General features: G+C 35.6%; 17 protein-coding genes. 3 read left to right on the top strand and 14 right to left on the bottom strand.

Annotated elements, in window-relative coordinates; all coding sequences use genetic code 11:
- Window positions 1-37: 37 nt before the first annotated feature.
- The 12 genes from AABM58_RS06760 to AABM58_RS06705 form a co-directional block, all read right to left on the bottom strand.
- Complete coding sequence (locus AABM58_RS06760; protein ID WP_338406729.1) at window positions 38-1,819, bottom strand: recombinase family protein; 1,782 nt, start codon at window positions 1,817-1,819, stop codon at window positions 38-40.
- 474 nt (window positions 1,820-2,293) lie between these two features.
- The gene (locus AABM58_RS06755) at window positions 2,294-3,793 is read right to left on the bottom strand and encodes a proton-conducting transporter transmembrane domain-containing protein (RefSeq protein ID WP_338406728.1); all 1,500 of its coding nucleotides are present in this window, start codon (window positions 3,791-3,793) and stop codon (window positions 2,294-2,296) included.
- Between the two features lie 71 nt (window positions 3,794-3,864).
- Window positions 3,865-4,002, bottom strand: coding sequence for a hypothetical protein (locus AABM58_RS06750; RefSeq protein WP_338406727.1), 138 nt, complete (start codon window positions 4,000-4,002; stop codon window positions 3,865-3,867).
- A gap of 181 nt (window positions 4,003-4,183) precedes the next feature.
- On the bottom strand, window positions 4,184-4,561 hold the full coding sequence (locus AABM58_RS06745; protein ID WP_338406726.1) for a holo-[acyl-carrier-protein] synthase: 378 nt from the start codon (window positions 4,559-4,561) through the stop codon (window positions 4,184-4,186).
- Window positions 4,558-5,826, bottom strand: coding sequence for a proline--tRNA ligase (gene proS / locus AABM58_RS06740; protein ID WP_338406725.1), 1,269 nt, complete (start codon window positions 5,824-5,826; stop codon window positions 4,558-4,560). Before proS ends, AABM58_RS06745 begins: the two co-directional genes overlap by 4 nt.
- Before the next feature lie 206 nt (window positions 5,827-6,032).
- Window positions 6,033-6,821 carry a hypothetical protein gene (locus AABM58_RS06735; protein WP_338406724.1) on the bottom strand — a complete coding sequence of 263 codons (789 nt, stop codon included), beginning with the start codon at window positions 6,819-6,821 and terminating at the stop codon, window positions 6,033-6,035.
- Between the two features lie 53 nt (window positions 6,822-6,874).
- Window positions 6,875-7,150 (bottom strand): hypothetical protein, encoded by a 276-nt coding sequence (locus AABM58_RS06730; protein WP_338406723.1) that lies wholly within the window; start codon window positions 7,148-7,150, stop codon window positions 6,875-6,877.
- A 295-nt stretch (window positions 7,151-7,445) separates the two neighbouring features.
- Entirely contained in the window at window positions 7,446-8,459 is a 1,014-nt protein-coding gene (holA, locus tag AABM58_RS06725) for a DNA polymerase III subunit delta (protein ID WP_338406722.1), read from the bottom strand.
- A gap of 5 nt (window positions 8,460-8,464) precedes the next feature.
- Window positions 8,465-8,644, bottom strand: a complete 180-nt coding sequence (locus tag AABM58_RS06720; RefSeq protein ID WP_010082539.1) for a hypothetical protein — start codon at window positions 8,642-8,644, stop codon at window positions 8,465-8,467.
- 131 nt (window positions 8,645-8,775) lie between these two features.
- Window positions 8,776-9,585: a metal ABC transporter permease gene (locus tag AABM58_RS06715; protein WP_338406721.1), complete on the bottom strand. Its 810-nt coding sequence runs from the start codon at window positions 9,583-9,585 to the stop codon at window positions 8,776-8,778.
- Between the two features lies 1 nt (window position 9,586).
- Entirely contained in the window at window positions 9,587-9,943 is a 357-nt protein-coding gene (locus AABM58_RS06710; protein ID WP_338406720.1) for an Mth938-like domain-containing protein, read from the bottom strand.
- 3 nt (window positions 9,944-9,946) lie between these two features.
- The gene (locus AABM58_RS06705) at window positions 9,947-10,813 is read right to left on the bottom strand and encodes a 4-(cytidine 5'-diphospho)-2-C-methyl-D-erythritol kinase (RefSeq protein WP_338406719.1); all 867 of its coding nucleotides are present in this window, start codon (window positions 10,811-10,813) and stop codon (window positions 9,947-9,949) included.
- Window positions 10,814-10,894: 81 nt separating this feature from the next.
- Here AABM58_RS06705 and AABM58_RS06700 point away from each other — a divergent pair, with 81 nt between their 5' ends.
- From AABM58_RS06700 to gatC, 3 genes are all read left to right on the top strand, one after another.
- The gene (locus tag AABM58_RS06700; protein WP_338406718.1) at window positions 10,895-14,077 is read left to right on the top strand and encodes a UvrD-helicase domain-containing protein; all 3,183 of its coding nucleotides are present in this window, start codon (window positions 10,895-10,897) and stop codon (window positions 14,075-14,077) included.
- A gap of 304 nt (window positions 14,078-14,381) precedes the next feature.
- Window positions 14,382-15,308, top strand: a complete 927-nt coding sequence (locus tag AABM58_RS06695; protein ID WP_338406717.1) for a ribose-phosphate diphosphokinase — start codon at window positions 14,382-14,384, stop codon at window positions 15,306-15,308.
- On the top strand, window positions 15,298-15,651 hold the full coding sequence (gatC, locus tag AABM58_RS06690; protein WP_065094978.1) for an Asp-tRNA(Asn)/Glu-tRNA(Gln) amidotransferase subunit GatC: 354 nt from the start codon (window positions 15,298-15,300) through the stop codon (window positions 15,649-15,651). The genes AABM58_RS06695 and gatC overlap by 11 nt, the downstream gene beginning before the upstream one ends.
- Window positions 15,652-16,097: 446 nt before the next feature.
- Here the strand turns inward: gatC and AABM58_RS06685 are convergent, their stop codons facing one another.
- Window positions 16,098-17,354, bottom strand: a complete 1,257-nt coding sequence (locus AABM58_RS06685; protein WP_338406716.1) for a protein TolB — start codon at window positions 17,352-17,354, stop codon at window positions 16,098-16,100.
- 5 nt (window positions 17,355-17,359) lie between these two features.
- Window positions 17,360-18,994, bottom strand: a complete 1,635-nt coding sequence (locus AABM58_RS06680; RefSeq protein ID WP_338406715.1) for a ribonuclease J — start codon at window positions 18,992-18,994, stop codon at window positions 17,360-17,362.
- Window positions 18,995-19,064 lie beyond the last annotated feature (70 nt).

The following is a 19,064-nucleotide window of genomic DNA, read 5'->3' as shown; positions in this document are numbered from 1 at the left end:
AAGGAGGCTACTTTCATGACACCATCATAAGGTGAAACTAGATCCCAGTGTCACGCACTGGGATAACAGAAGAAGGTGCTGGGATCCCAGTGTCAGCTACTTGGATGACACCGAAGGGGCTACTCGGATGACACCTCTGGGTACTGCCGTCATAAATACACCTACGACAATGTTGCAAATTTTTATTTTCCTCTCCATTATGTCCAGAAGAGTTCGGTAGCTCTTTTACGCGAAATACCACATTTACGTCCTCAAGGTTAATTTCAATTCTCTTGACCAATGTTCTGATAATATCACGTTTAGTTAGCCAGTCTGCGTTATCAAGGTTTAACGTAATATTGGAAGAAAAGTCTTCTAAATTGGTCACAACCAGAGTGACCTCCTGTTCTAATTCCTTTTGATAAAATATCTTTTTCTTCTCTTCTTCAATTGTTTTTAAGCTTTGTTTCATTGCTTTAATTCGTGGTTCAAATTCCTCTTGATTGATATATTCTTGAGCATAACCATCAATAAGTCTAGCAATACCACGTTTTAATTTATTTTCTTGTTTCTCTAGCAGGTCGCTTTTTTGATCCAATGATGATTTTTTTAGTTCTGAAAGCCTACGCTTGTATTCTTCTAAAACCCTATTTGGATTTTTCAATAACTGCTTAACCTCTTCCCACACAGCTGTTTCTAATGCATCTGAGCGGATGAGTTTATTGTCACAAATCTTATTACCACCAAAACGGTAAGAATCTTTACCACTACAACGGTAATATGCATAATGGCCACCTTCTTCTTCTCGTCTACTTTTCATGCAAGTTCCGTAACATCCGTAATTACAACGCTTACATATGACTAAACCTTGTAGTAAGTACTTTGCTCCTCTTTTTCTTGTCCTTGCTATTTTTCTATTTTCAGCTAATTGTTCTTGAACAATATCAAATATATCTTCATCTACTATATTTGGCACTTTAATATAAATCCAATTTGCTTTTTCAACAGGATAGACAGAATGGTTACTTTTTGGCTGCTCACAAGAGCCTTTCTGTGGTCTTACTTGTTTTAATCTTACTCCTAACCTTCTTCTACCAAAGGCTGCTTGTCCTTTGTAAGCAGGGTTTTTCAACATACTCCAAATTGTACCTTTATTCCAGCGTTCTTTTCCTTTTTGTGTCTTAATGGACATAGTATTTAGCCGACGACATACTTCCCCAATACTTGTTCTTTCTCTGCCTACCCACAAAAATACTTTGCGAACGACATCAGCTTCTTCTTCGTTAATCTCAAATAAAGCTTGTCCTCCTCCCATATGTTTATCTATATAACGATAACCATAAGGAGCCCCTCCCATTACATTTACACAGCCTTTGTTAGCTGCATAGATTTTACCACGACGACTTCGTTCCATAATTTTCGCACGTTCATATTCTGCTATCATACCTTGCATTTGTAACAGTAATTGAGATTCTGGGTTACCGTTAATCTCATAATTTAAAAAAACCACTTTTGCTCCTGCTCTTTCAAATTCTTCAATCAGCACCATTTGATATGCATATTTTCTAGATAAACGATCAGGAGAATGAATGTAAATCTTATCAATTTTACCTTCTGTTACTTTATCACGTAATTTTTCTAAATCAGGGCGGACTAAATGAGATCCACTGTAGCCGTTATCAATAAATTTATACTCACTTAACAATTTGTATCCGTCCAGATTAATTTGCTTCTCTAAAGCTGCAATTTGACTTTCTATCGTATTTCCTTCTACTTGTTTCCCCGAAGAAACTCTCGCATATAAACATACTGTTACCATTTGACCCTCCTTGAATCCCATTTTTATGTTTTAAGTTTTTTTGACTTGTTTCCTTTGATGCTACCTTTTCATAAGCATCTGATAAGCATTGTTCTGCCAACCGGTTAGGTTCATAGCTACAGCTAATTCGTATAGCTAATCTCTTGTTTCCCATGAACTTTCCTTGAAATAATATGTTCATATCATTCCTTAAAGCCGATGGTTAATTGATTATTAGCGCTATAAGTAAATCGGACTCTTGGTTCTGGACACAGAAGTTTTCGAGAAATGGTTTTCTCTAGTTTTATTTTTATGTTTTTTGCAACATTGTCGGTAGTGTAAAGGAACCAGTGTCAGATAATTTCATGACACCATTCTTTTTCCTGGACCCCAGTGTCAGCTACTCGGATGACACCATTTGTTGTAAACTCACTTTTTCTCGATTTTTTGGTTTATCTTGTCTACCTATTTTGCCACTTTGCTGAACGGATACCAAAACCTTCTATCTATTATTTCTTAAACCACTATGCTGAACATATACAAAAAAATAACCAAAGTGCATGTAGCAGTAATAACTGGAGGTAAAACTAGAAGAATTGGCGTTTTTTTAATGAAGTAATTCTGAGAAGGTTTTAAGAAAAAGGCATTGTAAATCATCGGTAAAAAGTACAGAGCGTTGAGTATAGTACTAACAATTAACACTAGAGTTACAAACACAGAAAGTATTACATTGCCAGAGTTGAAAACAGCTTGAAAAATGAGAAATTTACCCCAAAAAGTTGGAGCAGGCGGCACCCCTATCATAGACAACGCACCTATAGCAAATGCTGTCATGCTAATTGGCATACTGCGTCCTATACCGTGAATCTTATCTATATATTTCTCACCTATTTTCGTTATTATTGCTCCGGCAATGAAAAACAAAGTGATTTTTGCAAATGCATGGCAAACTAATTGAAAAATTGCAACTCTCATGCTGAGCTCACTAAAAATTGAAGCAAATAATATAATATACGACAATTGAGAGATGGTAGAATAAGCAAGCAATTTCTTTAATTCTTTTTGCTTTAATGCAATCAATGATGCAGTAATAATAGTAAATCCAGCAGCGTACGGAAGCCACCCTCCAGCAAACCAATTTTGCTGCACAAAACGTTGCATGTTATCGACGCCGAAAGTGTATAATATAACTTTTATGATGATGAAAACTCCGGATTTCACAACAGCAACAGCATGCAGTAGTGCGCTTACAGGAGTTGGTGCAACCATTGCTTTTGGTAACCAAAAATGCATTGGCATTAATGCAGCTTTTCCTATTCCGTAAATCAGCATAGCAAAACACACCGCAATAAAAGTGCTGAGTGAAGTATCAAATTTGAATATTCCACCACTTACAAAGTCTAAAGTATGAAATTCATTATATAAAAGGCCTATTGCAGGAAAAAACAATACCAAAGAAGAGAAAAATAGCACGCCAAAGTAATAGCGTCCTGCAATCATTGATTCATTTGTTGAGTTGTAAGTAACCAGAGGGTATGTACTAATAGTTAGAAGCTCATAAAAGACAAATGTAGTGAGCAAATCTCCAGAAAAAGCAATAAACATTGCACAGCTAATTGATATTGAAAAAAAGCATAGAAAACTTGAGTGATTGCTATCAGCATAGTTATTCTGCATATAACATATTGCATATATACTGGTCAGCACCCATAAAAACGATATTAATAAACTGAATATTACTCCGGTAGACTCTAGCTTTAAACTAATGTGCAAATTATTACCAAAATCCATGAGAATAAATTGAGAATAATCACCATATACCCAATATAAAGTGCACAGACACGTATACGTAAACAGAAGTACAGAAGAAGTGACAGTGATACTATTGTTCACTCTGGGCCATTTACCAGTAAGAAAAATAGCTAACGCACTTAAAAGTGGAATCAACGCAGTAATTAATAAATAATTCTCGGTAATTGAAAATGGTAAGGAAAGATACATTAAGATATAGTCCATTAAATTTTCTGTTTAGGTAAAGCTGGAATTATACTCAAATCATAGAAAAACTGCTATGTTTTTTTGGCAAACTAGTTGTTTGTGTATGCTATAGCTATACCGCGATTCATTCCACAACTGTACGAACATTTGTTTTTGTTAAACACAACAAAGATGTCATCCCAGTCTGGGATCCAGGAAAGTTTGCTTGTGAGCAAGCAAACTAGCATAGAAAAACGTTTTCGATGAGATTGCAGAAAGCCAGTGTCTGGGCACTGGGATGACAAAGGAGGACAGTGTCAGCTACTCGGATGACAAGAAGAGGGTACTTGGATAAGAGGTATTGCCCTCCTGGTAGGCCCAAATTGCAATGTTTATACAGTAAGCCATAAGATGACAAAAGAGTAAACTTTATCTGTGTGAGCTATAGACGCAAATTACAACAAATGCAGTAGCGTAATCTCCATCGTCACTTAGAGAAAGATGAATTTTGGAGATAAAATCCTTGCTAACGGTAAGATACGGCTTGCCTCTCACATCATTGTATATTTCTATATCTTTCATTGTAATGCCCTGACTAAATCCAGTACCTCGTGCTTTAACAAAAGCTTCTTTTGCTGCAAAGCGTTTAGCAAAATACCTTGCTCGCATTTCTTGACTATTATACTTTCTACTTAGCTCTATTTCTTTTTCAGTGTAGATTCTATTGAGAAATTTTTCCCCGTATTTTTGTAATATCCTCGATACTCTTGGTATATATACTATGTCAGTGCCGATACCGTGTATCATTTTGTGCTAAAGTGATTTATTGCTTCCTCAATCTGCATTTCCTTTACCTCTCCAGTCGCTCTATTTTTTATTTCAACTATATTTTCACTTACCGCTTTCTTTCCGACAATTATTTGCCACGGCAAGCCTATCAGATCCATTCTAGAAAATTTTACTCCTACACTCCCTTCCGTATCATCGTAAAGCACTTCATCGCTCTTCAAAGCTTTGTATATTTTATCTGCAGCCTCCGTTACTTTCGTTTGTAAATTGATTAAACCAATTCTGAAAGGAGCTACCTCCTCCGGCCAGATAATTCCCTTATCATCATGAAAAGCTTCTATTATCGCACCAACAAGTCTTGAAACCCCAATGCCGTACGAACCCATATGTATATTGACATTTTTTCCATCTTGAGAAGTAACACTTGCCTTCATAGACTTTGAGTATTTGTCGCCAAAATAAAAAATATGCCCTATTTCAATACCTTTACTAACATTTAACTGCTCTTGTGATATAGGGCAAGTCTCAGGATCATGCATATCATCTGCAACTGCGTATATACTCTTTAAACTTTCAATATCTTCACTCTCTAGTAGTTCAGAAAATTTATTGTCATAATATAAAGTGCTCTCACCAGTGTTTGCCAATATATGAAACTCGTGGCTCAAATTTCCTCCAATTGGCCCCGTATCAGCTCGAACTCCAATTGGGGTAAGTCCCATGCGTTTGAAGATTTTTATGTAAGTCTTGTACATCAAATTATATGAATTCTGTGCACTTTCGTAATCCACATCAAAACTATATGCATCCTTCATCAAAAATTCCCTGCCCCTCATAACACCATAACGTGGTCTTACCTCATCACGGAATTTCCATTGAATTTGGTATAAACAAAGTGGCAAATCTTTGTAACTTTTTACCACATCTCTAATTAGATCAGTTGCTACCTCCTCGTGCGTTGGACCAAAAAGCATATCTTCCTCATGCCTATCCTTTATACGCAACATTTCCTTACCGTAATCATCGTAACGCCCTGATTCTCGCCAAAGATTTGCTGGTTGCACACAAGGCATTAACACTTCAATAGCGCCAGATTTATCCATTTCATCTCTGATAATGTCTTCAATATTTTTAAGCACTAAGAGACCAAGTGGTAACCAGGAATAAATGCCAGATGCTATCTGCTTTATTAAACCTGCACGTAAAGAATATTGATGGGAGATAATTTTAGCATGAGCAGGCTTTTCCTTTAAAGTTGGTAAGTAATACTTAGATAAACGCATATAATAGATCTGATTGCATTAAACAATCTTAATACAATCAGATCTGTAGGTAAACTTATTTTAAAAAGGAAGGGAAGTGCATGGCTGACCATTTCATAGTTATCATAGTCCTTGTACAACATTTTCCTTTTGGCATAGCGACGCTTCTTTATTAAACTTTGCTATGCGATCCTTAAAAGGAAGAGTAGATGGATCTTTCCCATCTACTATACTCGTATCATCAAACGTTGTTGCAGGAGGAGTTTGAGGTTCTGTGAGGAAGAGTTAGCTTCTTCTGTAAAAGAGCTAGGCTTAGGCGGTATCGGTGGCCTACCGGCCTTTGGCACAGAATGTAACGGAGATGTGGGTTCAGAACCAGATCTATAATCACTATCAGAACTATTCCTTCTTTTGTTACTGTCTAGTTGAGGGTTTAGAGGTGTTAAATATGTACTTTCATTATCGCTCCAATCTTGTTCAGACTCTTCACTACTGCTACTCGATACACTATTACTACGACTTCGTGGTAGTGGGATCATATTTGATATTTTACTGAATGCTCCTTCTAGCTGGTTACCTTGCGGTTGTAAGTTGTTCTTTTGCTTTCCACTAATGCCTAGCCTTCTTTTCTGAAGTGTGTTGTGCAAATCACCCATAAGATTTTCATTTTTTCCTTGTTGCTCAGGCGAAGTATTTCTAGTATCTTTATTCTCGTTTTCTAACTTCTTTAACCTCTTCTCCTCCCTCTTGTCACGCTCTTCCTTGCTCATGAGTTTTTTACTTTCTCTTAGTTGCTCACAAAGAGTAGCCTTACTATCATCTTTTGGCAAAGAAGTTCCATTTGAACTTGGAGGAAGAGGCGGCGGAAGCAGAGGAGGTGGTGGTAGAGCACCTTGTGGCAATGGAGGAAGTGGCGGCGGTGGACTTGGATTTGGTTGTGTTCCAAGCGTTACTGGAGGCGGTGTAGGAGTAGGCACACTTGATCGATTTTCCAGATTAGTACAACTTTCACACACAAATTTTTGTGGTTCTTGAGATGCAGTATGGCCAAGTTCTTCTCCACTAAGATCTATTTTTTCTCATCACCAGCTCTAGAAACGGCAAGTTTAATAAGATATGCTACTGAAGCCAATGCAACAACCACAGAAACAGCAAAAATTGCTAAAGGAACCGCTGCAATAGCACCAGAACCAGAAACTGCTATAATAACATAAGGAAGATATTGACCAGCTGTAAAACTAAATACAGATAATAATGAAACAGCAATTAAAGGTTTCCATATAGTCCCCTTAGTTTTAGTAAGCTCCTGACTATCTTTTAGCAATGAAGAATTATTGGATGCCATTATTTCTTTGCCTCATTTGTTAACGATAATTTAATAATAACCCGATTAATAATTTCTGTCAATAATTAATTATGAAAAATAAAGTCAAAATTTGAATAGATAAGCTATAAGTAATATACGATCAGCAATAGCTATACAATAGACTTCTTGCATAGAAAAAAGGCAAATAGTTATTATAGCTCTAAGTTATATCCGTTCAGGAAAGCGGCAAAATAAGGTAGACAAGGTAGTATAAAAAGATAACCATAGAGTAAAAGTGAGTTTACAACAAATAGTGTCAGCTACTTGGATGACATCATAAGGGGCTGCTTGAATGACACCAGTAGTTAATCTCATGTTGAAAAATCATTTTATGATCTAAATCAGTTTTTTTACAGGTAACTTCTAAGCTTATCAATTTTTCCAAGATCTTCTTAAGTTCTGAAAGTTGCAAATTTTTCAAATGAGATTTAAAGCTCTGCAATTGTTTAAAAAACAATGGAGGACTCAGTTGATCAATTGCAACCTGCTCACTCATTCCACCTTGCACTGACAGCAAAACGTTTTCAAGACGCAAAAAGTAATTTGATATAATACGAATCAGCGCTATCGGTGAAAAATTTTCTTGTGATATCAATGCATCAGAAATTCTAATGAAGCGCGACATACCTTTACTTGCTATGGCAGAACATAAATCATCAAGTGTAGCATAGTCGTTGCCGGAAGTTGAAAAGCATAATTCTATATCAGTAAGTTTTAGGTCTTTTCTCTCCCCTAAGTATAAAACTAACTTCTCAAGTTCTGAACATATAGGCAGTTTGCTATGATTAAAGTAAGATTGCAAATGGTAGATTATCTCATTTGTGCATCTTATATCATTTTGTTTTAAGTAACTTGATATAATGTCATAAAGATTGCTGTTGCTGTCCTTATAGCAAGCAATTACACCAAAAATTTTTGAACTCTCCATATAACTTTTGGTTGCAGAATTGTGTGGAAGATCAGTTGCTGTCATCATTACATAATGACCACTTGCATTATAATCCAATACGTTTTTTAACTCTTTGGATATACCTCCACTCACATTTATCAGCTTAATTAATTTTTTGCTGGTAAACATCGAAATGTTTGCCAATTCAGAAAATAGTAAACCGGGTGACTTATTCACTATTGCAAAATCCATCACCTGAACTGAATACTCATCCAAACTGGCAATTATTTCTTGTACATAAAAATCAACCCTACTGTTATCACTTCCATGAATTAACACACCACGTAAAGCATCAGGTTTCTCTAGGAATTTTTTAACTTTGGATGGTGTAACCCTCATGCCACCTATATGATATCATTCTCATTTGATTGTACATGAGTGTCCAAAGACTCTGAGTCTCCTTGTGCAATATTATGCACATCACCTGCTACATCATCTGACTCTTCTGTTTTTCCTGTAATATAATTATAAAATTTTTTCACAGGTTGAGATATATATTTGGAAAAAAATCCTTCTTCGCTCATATTGCTTACTCCATAAAATTAACAACTTATCATTAGCATATAAATAATAGTATAGCAAAAACTATTTTGTGCTAAGATAGTGATGTTTTATAATGAGTATATTACAAAATTATTAACATTCGAGACTAAAATTAAGCCAACCTACTTAATATTAGCCTTATAAAATAAGCGATAATTAAATATACCGCTGCAACAAGTATAATTGCAGGTCCAGTTAACAAATCAAAACTTGCAGATAACATGAGACCCGATATCCCAGAGATTACAGAAAAAACTGTTGCAACAATAATCATCTCCATTGGAGTTTTTGAGATGAGTCTTGCGGATGCTGCTGGTATTAGCAAAAATGCAGCAATGAGTAATATTCCTATTAGTTGGGCAGCAATTGCTATAAATATAGCAAGAGTGATTAAAAATTCTAGTCTAACAAAGGTAACATTAATCTTCTCAACTACTGCTAAATCTTGATTAATTGAAATCATTAACCAATAACGCCATCTAAATATTAATATCAAAGTAACTACTGCAGAAGTTAAAAAAATCAATACTATATCACTTTGATCGAGCGTTAATATATCACCAAACAGTGAGCTAATAATACTATTATTGCCAGATGGAAGAAAAGACATAAGTATTAAACTCGATGATAAAACTACATTGGTAACGATATTCAATATCGTATCGGCAGAATATAATCTGTTAAAATTAAGAGAAAGTAGTATAGCAAATGTAATTGCAATAAGCATTATGCTAAGCGATGGGCTAATCTTAAAAATCAAAGCAAGTGCAACACCGAGCAATGAAGAATGGGACAAACTATCACCAAGATAAGATAACCTTTGCCATATCATAAACGATCCTAAAGCGCCTGTTACTAGGCTAATCATAACTACTGCAATTAGACTATTGATGAAAAAATCCTGAGTAAATATTTCAAGCATGCTATATGGCTATTAGATAACTGACAACAAATCTATCTTCGGATATTAAAACGTTATGGGTTCTGCATGCTGCACCGGTTGTCATAAATTCAAAATTTAAACCTTTTTGCTCCATAAGATAGGACTTTACTGAAGAACTTAGTATATTGCGTGTTTTACCAGTACCTATTAACAAAATTTCTATTTCCTCCGTTAAAAAAGATTCAAAATGTTCCTTGCTATTTATATCACTTTCTTTCAATTTAATCACCTTTTCAGGAAAAACTATAATTGAGCCGCAATATTCTTGATTGTTTACCAAAAATTTTCCTTCCCTGTAACCATTTATAAGATTTTTATTCTCGGAAATTAAGGGCATAAGTCAAACTATTAATTGAGTGTCACATACCCACCATTCTGGTTGCTTTTTTCCGATATTAACTGCAGCAGCTTTTGCATTTTCCTCACTATCGAATATTCCAAAACATGATACACCACTGCCCGACATGCGAGAAAGTATAGAGCCTTCTTGTGACTCAAGTGTTGATATCACATCCTTAATTTCAGGTACAAGGCTTATTGCTATTTCTTGAAGATCGTTTCTCGTCTCTTTAAGAAGCTTCAACAAATCCTTTTCAGCGTCATCGCTCCATTTAATTGGCTCAGAAAATTTTCCTTCATGTTTGGAAAATACCTCTGGTGTACTCAAAAACCTTTTTTTCGGTTTCACAAGCACCACATTTGTAGGTAAAGAGAATTTTTTAATGTGGCATAATTCTTCGCCAATACCTCTAACAAAAACTGGCTTGCTATCTACGCTTGCGGGAACATCAGCACCAACGTTTAAGGCTATTTCATTTAAAATCGTCCTATCAATCTCCCACAGCTTCCCTAGCGTACGTACCACAGCTCCAGCATCTGAGGACCCGCTACCGAGTCCTGCAGCAATTGGTATGTTCTTTACAACTCTGATAGAAACTCTAGTACGCACTGGAGCATGTCTAAGCAGCAGATTAACCGCTTTCATTACAGTGTTATACTGGTTATTTATTCTAGACTCGGAGTTTATAAATTCAACTGTAGAGTTATCGTATCTAGAATCCTTCTCACCTACTTTTATTTCCAAAAAATTAGAGAGATTAGCAAAGACAAATAAACCTTCAATCAAGTGATACCCTGTTTCTTTTTTGTCTACAACATGCAAAAAAAGATTGATTTTTGCAGGCGCCTTTACACAAAAACTTTTCATTATATATCTTCACTAAGATTATTTTTACATTATATGTATAATGCTATTCTAGTCAACTTTTATAAGGTTTTCGCACTTCTGATGAGATCAAATGCCATAAATCCTAATTTCTCTGTATGGGTAAATGCGTCCGCTGGTACAGGCAAAACAAAAATCTTAATAGACAGAGTATTGAGACTTTTATTAGAAAACAAAAGAAATATTCTTTGCTTAACATTTACCAATGCTGCAGCAAACGAGATGGAAAATCGCATTCACAGCATACTCAGTAAGTGGGCAATATGTTCAGATAGTGAATTAATAATGGATCTGGAACAACTAGATTTCTTTCCGATGTCATCCCAGTGCGTGACACTGGGATCCAGAGAAAATAAAGATTATTTAACAAGAGCAAGAAGGCTTTTCTCTGAACTGGAAAATCTTGGTCTAACCATACAAACCATACACGCTTTCTGTTACAAATTAATCTCCAGCTTTCCCATAGAAGCTGGCATCGCCCCAAATTGCACGCTGAGCGAATGCAAAGAATTACATCCCATCATATTCAATAAAGTGCTTCATAACGAAACTGTGCAGGATGATATCAATCTTATTGCGGCTGAATTTGATGAAAATAAACTACGCGATTTGCTTTATACTTTATGTATAAAAAGATCGATGTCAGCAAATGATTCGGAATATATCAAAGATAAACTCAATGCTCCAGATGGAATTCATGATTTACAGAGTGAAACGACTGAGCACATAAAAAAATTAGCTGAAATATTAAGCGAGGGTAGTAAGAGAGATCAGAGTTACAGTGAAATACTTTATGATTGGTGTAATAGCACCAATAAGGAGGATATAGAAAGTCTAGCCAAGGTATTTCTAAAATCAGAATCGCACGAAAAAAAGAGCATATCATCCATTGCAACAAAAAGTATTTTGGAGAAATTCAAAGATGCAGAGCAAATAATAGAGAGCGTTCAGAATGTAGTATTTACCCATATAAGAGACATGAACTCTTATCAAATATTCAAGAGAACCAGTAGCTTACTTGGTGTATTCAAAGTATATGTTGATTTGTATAATAGTGAAAAATCAAAAAATGCACTGCTTGACTACAATGATATAATTGACTTAGCAACAAATCTTCTCAGCAATCCAAACTATAAAGATTGGATATTGTTTAACTTAGATCAAAAAATAGATCACATCCTTGTTGACGAGGCACAAGACAATAGCATCAGCCAGTGGAAAATTATAACAAATCTCTGCGATGAATTTTTTGCCGGCAATGATGAAAAGCGAACCTTATTTGTAGTTGGTGACGTAAAACAATCCATATACAGATTTCAAGGAGCAAATCCCCATCTATTCAACTACATGCAACAATACTTTCATACGAAAACTGGTGGCAGAGATTGGATATCATGCCAACTTGAAAAGTCATTTCGTTCAACTCCAGAAGTTTTGATGCTTGTAGATAGAATATTTAATAACTTCCGCGCAGAAATATCTTTTAATGATAATGAAATAAAACATGTTCCACATAGAGAAAATGACCAAGGATATATTGAAATTTGGCCAGCGTTACCAAGGCGCAAAGAGAAAGAACAGCAAGCTTTACAAATTCCTCTGACATGCAGGGAAAATTATATAATAGCAGATCGATTACTTGCTCAAACAATAGCCAACAAAATTCACAATTGGTTAAATGAAGGGCGAATTTTAGTCGCTAAAGATCGCCATATAGAACCAAGAGACATTATGATTCTGGTACGGCAACGAAACGTATTAGTTGATTACATAATAAGCGAACTTAAAAAAGCAAACGTACCAGTTGTAGGACGGGACTATTTTAGAATTATGGACTATATAGCCGTGCAGGACTTAATAGCTTTGGCTGAGTTTTTGCTCCTTCCAGCAAATGATTTAGCTCTTGCAAATGCTTTAAAATCACCACTGTTTAATTTTACCGAGGATGATTTATTTAACATTGCATACGACCGTAAAGAGCATTCACTATGGGAAAGAATTCAGGATTATTCTGTGGTTATCTATAGTGAATTAAACTATCTCATTAACTTATCTCGCATAGAGTCTCCTCTTGCACTATTTACACATATATTGCGTACAGGTAAGAAGAAATTTGCTGCAAGGCTAGGTCTTGAGTGCTTCGAGGTTCTAGACGAATTTATGAACCTTGTGTTGCAATTTAAAAACCCATCTCTTCAAGCATTTGTTCAATGGATCAAGGAGAATAACCCAGAGATTAAGAATGATATGCAATCAGAACGCAATGCTGTGCGAATAATGACAATTCACAAATCAAAAGGTCTGCAAGCTCCCATAGTATTTTTGGTTGATACAAATACGGTGCCAAGAAACAGTGAAAGCATTATCTTTGATGGAACAGAAGTGCCATTTTGGTGTGGAAAAAACAACAACGCTTATTGCGATCAAGTAAAAAGAGAGAAAAAACTAGAGGATTATAATGAATATTTGCGTTTATTATACGTAGCACTCACACGTGCTGAAGATGAGTTATACATCTTAAGTAAAGAGCCAGTGCAAAAGGGCTCTTGGTATGATCTAATCACTCAGTATGGAGAACCATATGAAAAGAAACAAGCATATTTACAGCCAATATTTAAAGAAAAAGTTGAAGTACTATGTGTGAACGCAAACTACCCTTACATTTATAAAAAACGTGATTACTTTGACGTTCCGGTCATTTCCCTTCCGCCAAACCTATCAATGTCATTCCAGCGCGTGACGCTGGAATCCAGTGAAAAAGAAGGAGCAGAATGGATCCCAGTGTCAGCTACTTGGATGACAGATGGTTATGCAAGAGGCCTGATTATTCACAGCATATTGCAATATATGCCCAAGATAGAAAAAGAAAGGAGAAAAAATTGGGTCAGAAAATACCTTGATAACATAAACACCAGCGAAGATAAGGATGAAATTTATAGTAAAATATTAGCCTTTAATGAAAGATATGGCTATTTGTTTGACTTGGAAGGCAAATCAGAGATTACACTGAGTGGAACAATTGATGGCGAACCAGTATTAGTACGACTAGATAGGCTATGCATAACGCAAGATAAAGCAATCATAATTGACTACAAATCACACCGTAACGTTTCTGTTTCCTTATTAAATGAAATAAAAAAGCAAATGTTGACCTATAAAACCTTAGTACAAGAAATATATCCAAACAAGCAGGTAGAGTTCATGGTCATTTGGGTGGAAGATTTAACCTTGCAATCTGACTTTTGATGAAACTTGATTGCAAGAAATAGCTACCCGCCGCGGTATCTCTAGATCCCGCTAACACGTAGCGGGATGACGAGTTACTTAACTGTCATACCTTATACATAGATCCCGCTAACAAGCAGCGGGATGACATCATCCTTTTTTTGGATTCCAGTGTCAGCTACTTGCATGACACCCATTTGTTCCTATAGTTGTCTTTTCTCGTCTACCTTATTTTGCCACTCTGCTGAACAGATACAGATAAAGAAACTTACATTTCAATTATTTTACAATTTCTGTATAATCTTAAAAACTCAATTAGTATATTATGAAGATAATAATAGGTAGTGCTAGTGAAGGATTAGGGGAATCAGTAGTTAACCGGCTAGATGTTCAACCATCCTCTGCTTGGATATCAAAGTTTACCGATGGCGAGGTAAATGTAGAAGTAGCAAATGATCTGTATAATCAAGAAGTATACATAGTACAATCTCTTTCTCCCCCTGTGAATGATAACCTTATGGAGCTTCTGCTTATAATTGATGCAGTAAATAGGTCAGGAGCAAAAAGAATAACGGCAATTATTCCTTATTATGGATATAGCAGACAAGATAGAATTATCAAAAACAATAATATGCAATCTGCTTTAAGTGCTAAATTAGTTGCAAATCTTATTCAAACTGCAGGTGCAAGTAGTGTTGCAGTTATTGATTTGCACTCAAGTCAAATTGAAGGATTCTTTGATGTACCGGTAACTAATTTGAACTGTTTTGAAGCATTTGTTGACTCTATACACACGGAAAATTTGGCAATTGTTGCACCTGATGTTGGAGCAATTGGCAGAGCACGTGCTTTTGCAAAGACTTTAGAGAAAAAGTATAAGATAGAGTTAAGTAATAAGATTATTGTAGTAGATAAATATAGAGAGAAAGCAGGCACATCTCAAGTAATGAACATAATAGGAGAAGTTGCAAACAAAAATTGTGTCATTGTTGACGATATAGTTGACTCTGGTGGAACGTTGTGTAATGCAGCTCTTACTCTAAAAAATTGCGGAGCAAAATCCGTAATTTCATGCATCACACATGGTGTGCTTTCAGGAAGTGCAGTTGAGAAAATCTCTTCCTCTTCTTTAGATAAATTAGTGATTACGGATACCATACTTCACAAACTTGAAAAAACTGGTAAAATAGAAGTTGTTTCGGTTGTAAATATTTTAACTCACTTCATCCAAGGAGGTAGAAATGCCAGCTAAGTCAACAGAAGACGTTATTACTTCACTAATAGAATTTGCAAATAAGAGAAAAATCACAATTACCAAAGAAGAAATGCTTAAAATTGCACAGCTTGTAAGGATTAAGTTATCAAATGACGAGATTGATCACTACTCCAAAGAACTGACAATGCTGGATTGGATACATGATACTTTATTGCAAGTTAATACTGAAGGTGTTTCTCCTATGCGTTATGGCAGTATAGACAAGGACATTCATGTACGCGATGATGTTATAAATTCTCAAAATATTAAAGAAGAGATATTGTCCAATACAAAACCTGAGCATGGGTATTTTGTAGTGCCAAAGGTTATAAACGATTAAGGTAAAACAAGCTTATATCAAACCTATAATAGATCGTATCTGTTCAGCAGAGTGGCAAAATAAGGTAGACGAGAAAAGACAACTATAGGAACAAATGGGTGTCATTCCAGTGCTTGACACTGGCTTTTGCACAGTTCCATCAAAAACGTTGTAGAGGCTTTCGTGTTTACCAACTTAGTGCCCAATCTGGATCCCAGACTGGAATGACAAGAAAGGGAGCACTGGAATTTTTGTTTCAGCATTAGCCATGCATCTGAACAGACAATGGCGTCAACTTAAGGACATTTTAGACTTCTTTGTTGAAATAAAACAGCAACAAAAGTGCTATTTATTGCAGCTTTTAGGTAATTTAATGGTAAAAATTTTAGAGAGAAATTTTATACATTATCACCGATATTTTTCCTTAAGTTGACGCCATTGTCTGAACAGATACAATAAATCTACTTTCAAAAATAAGACCAATCCGGTAAAGAAGCATTTGTAGGAGTGGAAACCATTTTTTGATTTTTCTTTACTAAGTCTACTAAATATAGTTTAGAGTTGCTTGGTGATTCTGTTCTTGTAAAAATGATTTCTCTACCACTTGGTAGCCATGCCGGGGATTCAATTTTATGCCCCTCTGAAAGCAGACGTTCTTCTTTGCCATCTGGCTTCATAACTCCTATGTAAAATTTTCCTGACTGAATCTTTGTAAAAGCTATCAGATCTCCTTTTGGCGACCAAACAGGCGTAGCATATCTTCCACTTCCAAAACTAATTCTTTTAGGTTTTTTACTTTTGTTAGTAAAATCGATAACGTACAGTTGCTGACTCCCACTTATATCAGAACTAAAAGCCATATACTTTTGATCTGGAGAAAAAGAGGGAGAAGTGCTTATAGCTGAACCTTTAGTAATTTTTTTTGTCCGTTTACTACTTAAATCTAAAGATAATATATTCGTTTCACCACCCAATGAGTGGGAAATTAAAAGAGATTTACCATCAGGAGAAAATCTTGGTGCAGAAACAACTCCTTCAAATGCGCTGATTATTGATTCAGTGTTATCTTTTAAATTTTTTAATATTATATAACTTTTACCATTTGCGTACGAGATATAAACAATACCCTTTCCATTTGGTGAGAATCTCGGTGTTGACACAAATCTATCGCCATTTGTTAAGTATTTTATATTACTTCCATCTTGATTCATCACAGCAATTTTACGCACAGATTTGTAGTTGCTATCTTTTTCTTCAGCGATATACGTGATTTTTGTGTTGAAGTGCCCTTTCTCACCAATCAATCTATCATGTATCACATCCGAAACGAGGTGACCAATTTTTCTCCAGTCTTTTGCTGGAAAAACAACTGACTGAGTAAGTAATTCTCTTTTTGTAAAAGTGTCAAACAAACGAAATGATAGCTCTAAGGCACTACCAGATATTTCACTTAAACTTACTGTGACTACAGTATCGCTTTTCCAAGATTCAACTTCCGCACCACGTTTTACATTAAATAAGCCACAATTAGATAAGTTTGTTCCTATTACCTTTGCAATATTTTCGCTTAATTCGCTTTCCAGCGCTGTTTTACATGTACATTTAGATACAACAAGACTGATGTTACCAACACTGCTTTTTTTTATATCAACATATAAAGCAGCTTTTGTAAAATAAGGAATAAATAACGAAATAAATAACACCAGCTGAACGAATAACTTCATTCATTTCATACCTGTTCTATCTGGACTTCAATTATAGGTCTTTTTAGTAAATATTCCTTTAAGATACTAAATATTGAACTTTCAATCTTATTTCTTATTTTTTTTGTCGGCTGTAAACTAAACGCTGACTCAACCTTCTCTATGATCCTTTGCACAATGACTGCATCTTCTTGCGCTTCGAAAACACCTGGTGCAAATACTTTTGGCTTAGCAAGCAATTTATTTTTCTTGTTTACAACCGCTGTCACTACAATAGCTCCAGCATCTCTCATTTTCTTACGCATTTTTATAACACTGCACTCCGGATGACGTAGCAACATACCATCAATACCAAAGTAGTCAACATCGATTGAATTAACTTTTTCTCCATTCTCCAAATTAACGATATCACCTGGTGCAATCATTATTGCTTTTGCCACACCGCACTCTTTAGCAAATTTTACATGTGCATGCGTGTGAATATATTCGCCGTGAACTGGAATAGACATCTTCGGTTTTATTAAAGAATACATTTCCTTTAGCTCTGCTCTTGTTGGATGTCCAGAAGCGTGAACATGCTCTATTTTTTCAGTAACAACTTCCACTCCCATCTCAATAAAGGCATTGAGCATGTTGTGCGCACGAGTTTCATTTCCAGGAATAATTTTTGACGAAAAGATCATGGTATCACCTTGCTGCATTTTAAATGCTTGATGACTCTTAGCAGCAAGTCTTGCGGTAGCTGCCAGTGGCTCACCTTGACAACCTGTGCAAAGCAGTACCAGTTTTTCCCTTGGCAAATCTGCCGCATCTTTTGCTTCAAGAAACTGAGCAGAATCGGTTAAATAACCACTATCTTGCGCAACTTTTACTATTCTCCATAAAGACCTACCAAGTAAAACCACTTTTCTATTTAGTGCTTTTGCAGCTTGGCTTATCGTTTCAATTCGTGCCACATTTGAAGCAAATAGCGATACAGCAACTAATTTTTTAGACCGCTTTATTATGTTATAAATATTATTATAAATTTCACCTTCTGACTCAGGGTGATGCTTGCTTAATATATTGGTTGAATCGCAAATTGCTGCAAGCAGATTACCTTTATCGCCAATTTCTTTTAAACGCTCCATATTGGAAGTTAATCCAACAACAGGTTTTGGATCAAATTTCCAGTCTCCAGTATGAAGTGCACTACCCATTTCAGTGCTAATTAATATTGAATTTGCCTCAGGAATTGAATGAGTTACATTTATAAACTCAACGGTAAAAGGACCCAAATTTATGCTGCCATTTATGTCTACCTCTTTCACAGGCACCACACCTTCCAATCGAAACTCCTTTAGTTTCTCCTTGAGAAAATTAACCGTAAACTTTGTTGTATATATGGGGCACTGCAATTCTTCCCACAAGTGGGGCACTGCACCGCAGTGGTCTTCATGTGCATGTGTAATTATTATTCCAAGCAAATCTTTTTTTCTTTGAGCAATAAAATCCACATCAGCAATGAGTAGCTCAACACCTGGCATAGTTTCATCTGCAAAACCGATACCAAGGTCGATCATAATCCACTTGCCTTGGTAATGATATAGGCTAACGTTCATCCCGATTCTTCCTACTCCCCCAAGCGGAAGAAATAAAAACTCATTTTTGTTTATATTCATTAAATTTAAATTATTAAAACCTGAGAATAGCAAAACTTCGACCTTAAATAAAGAAATTTATTGCTTTTAC

The organism is Wolbachia endosymbiont (group A) of Longitarsus flavicornis, assembly GCF_963931955.1.
Classification (GTDB): domain Bacteria; phylum Pseudomonadota; class Alphaproteobacteria; order Rickettsiales; family Anaplasmataceae; genus Wolbachia.
The sequence above is the reverse complement of the archived record's forward strand: the minus strand, read 5'-3'. Positions and strand labels throughout refer to the sequence as shown.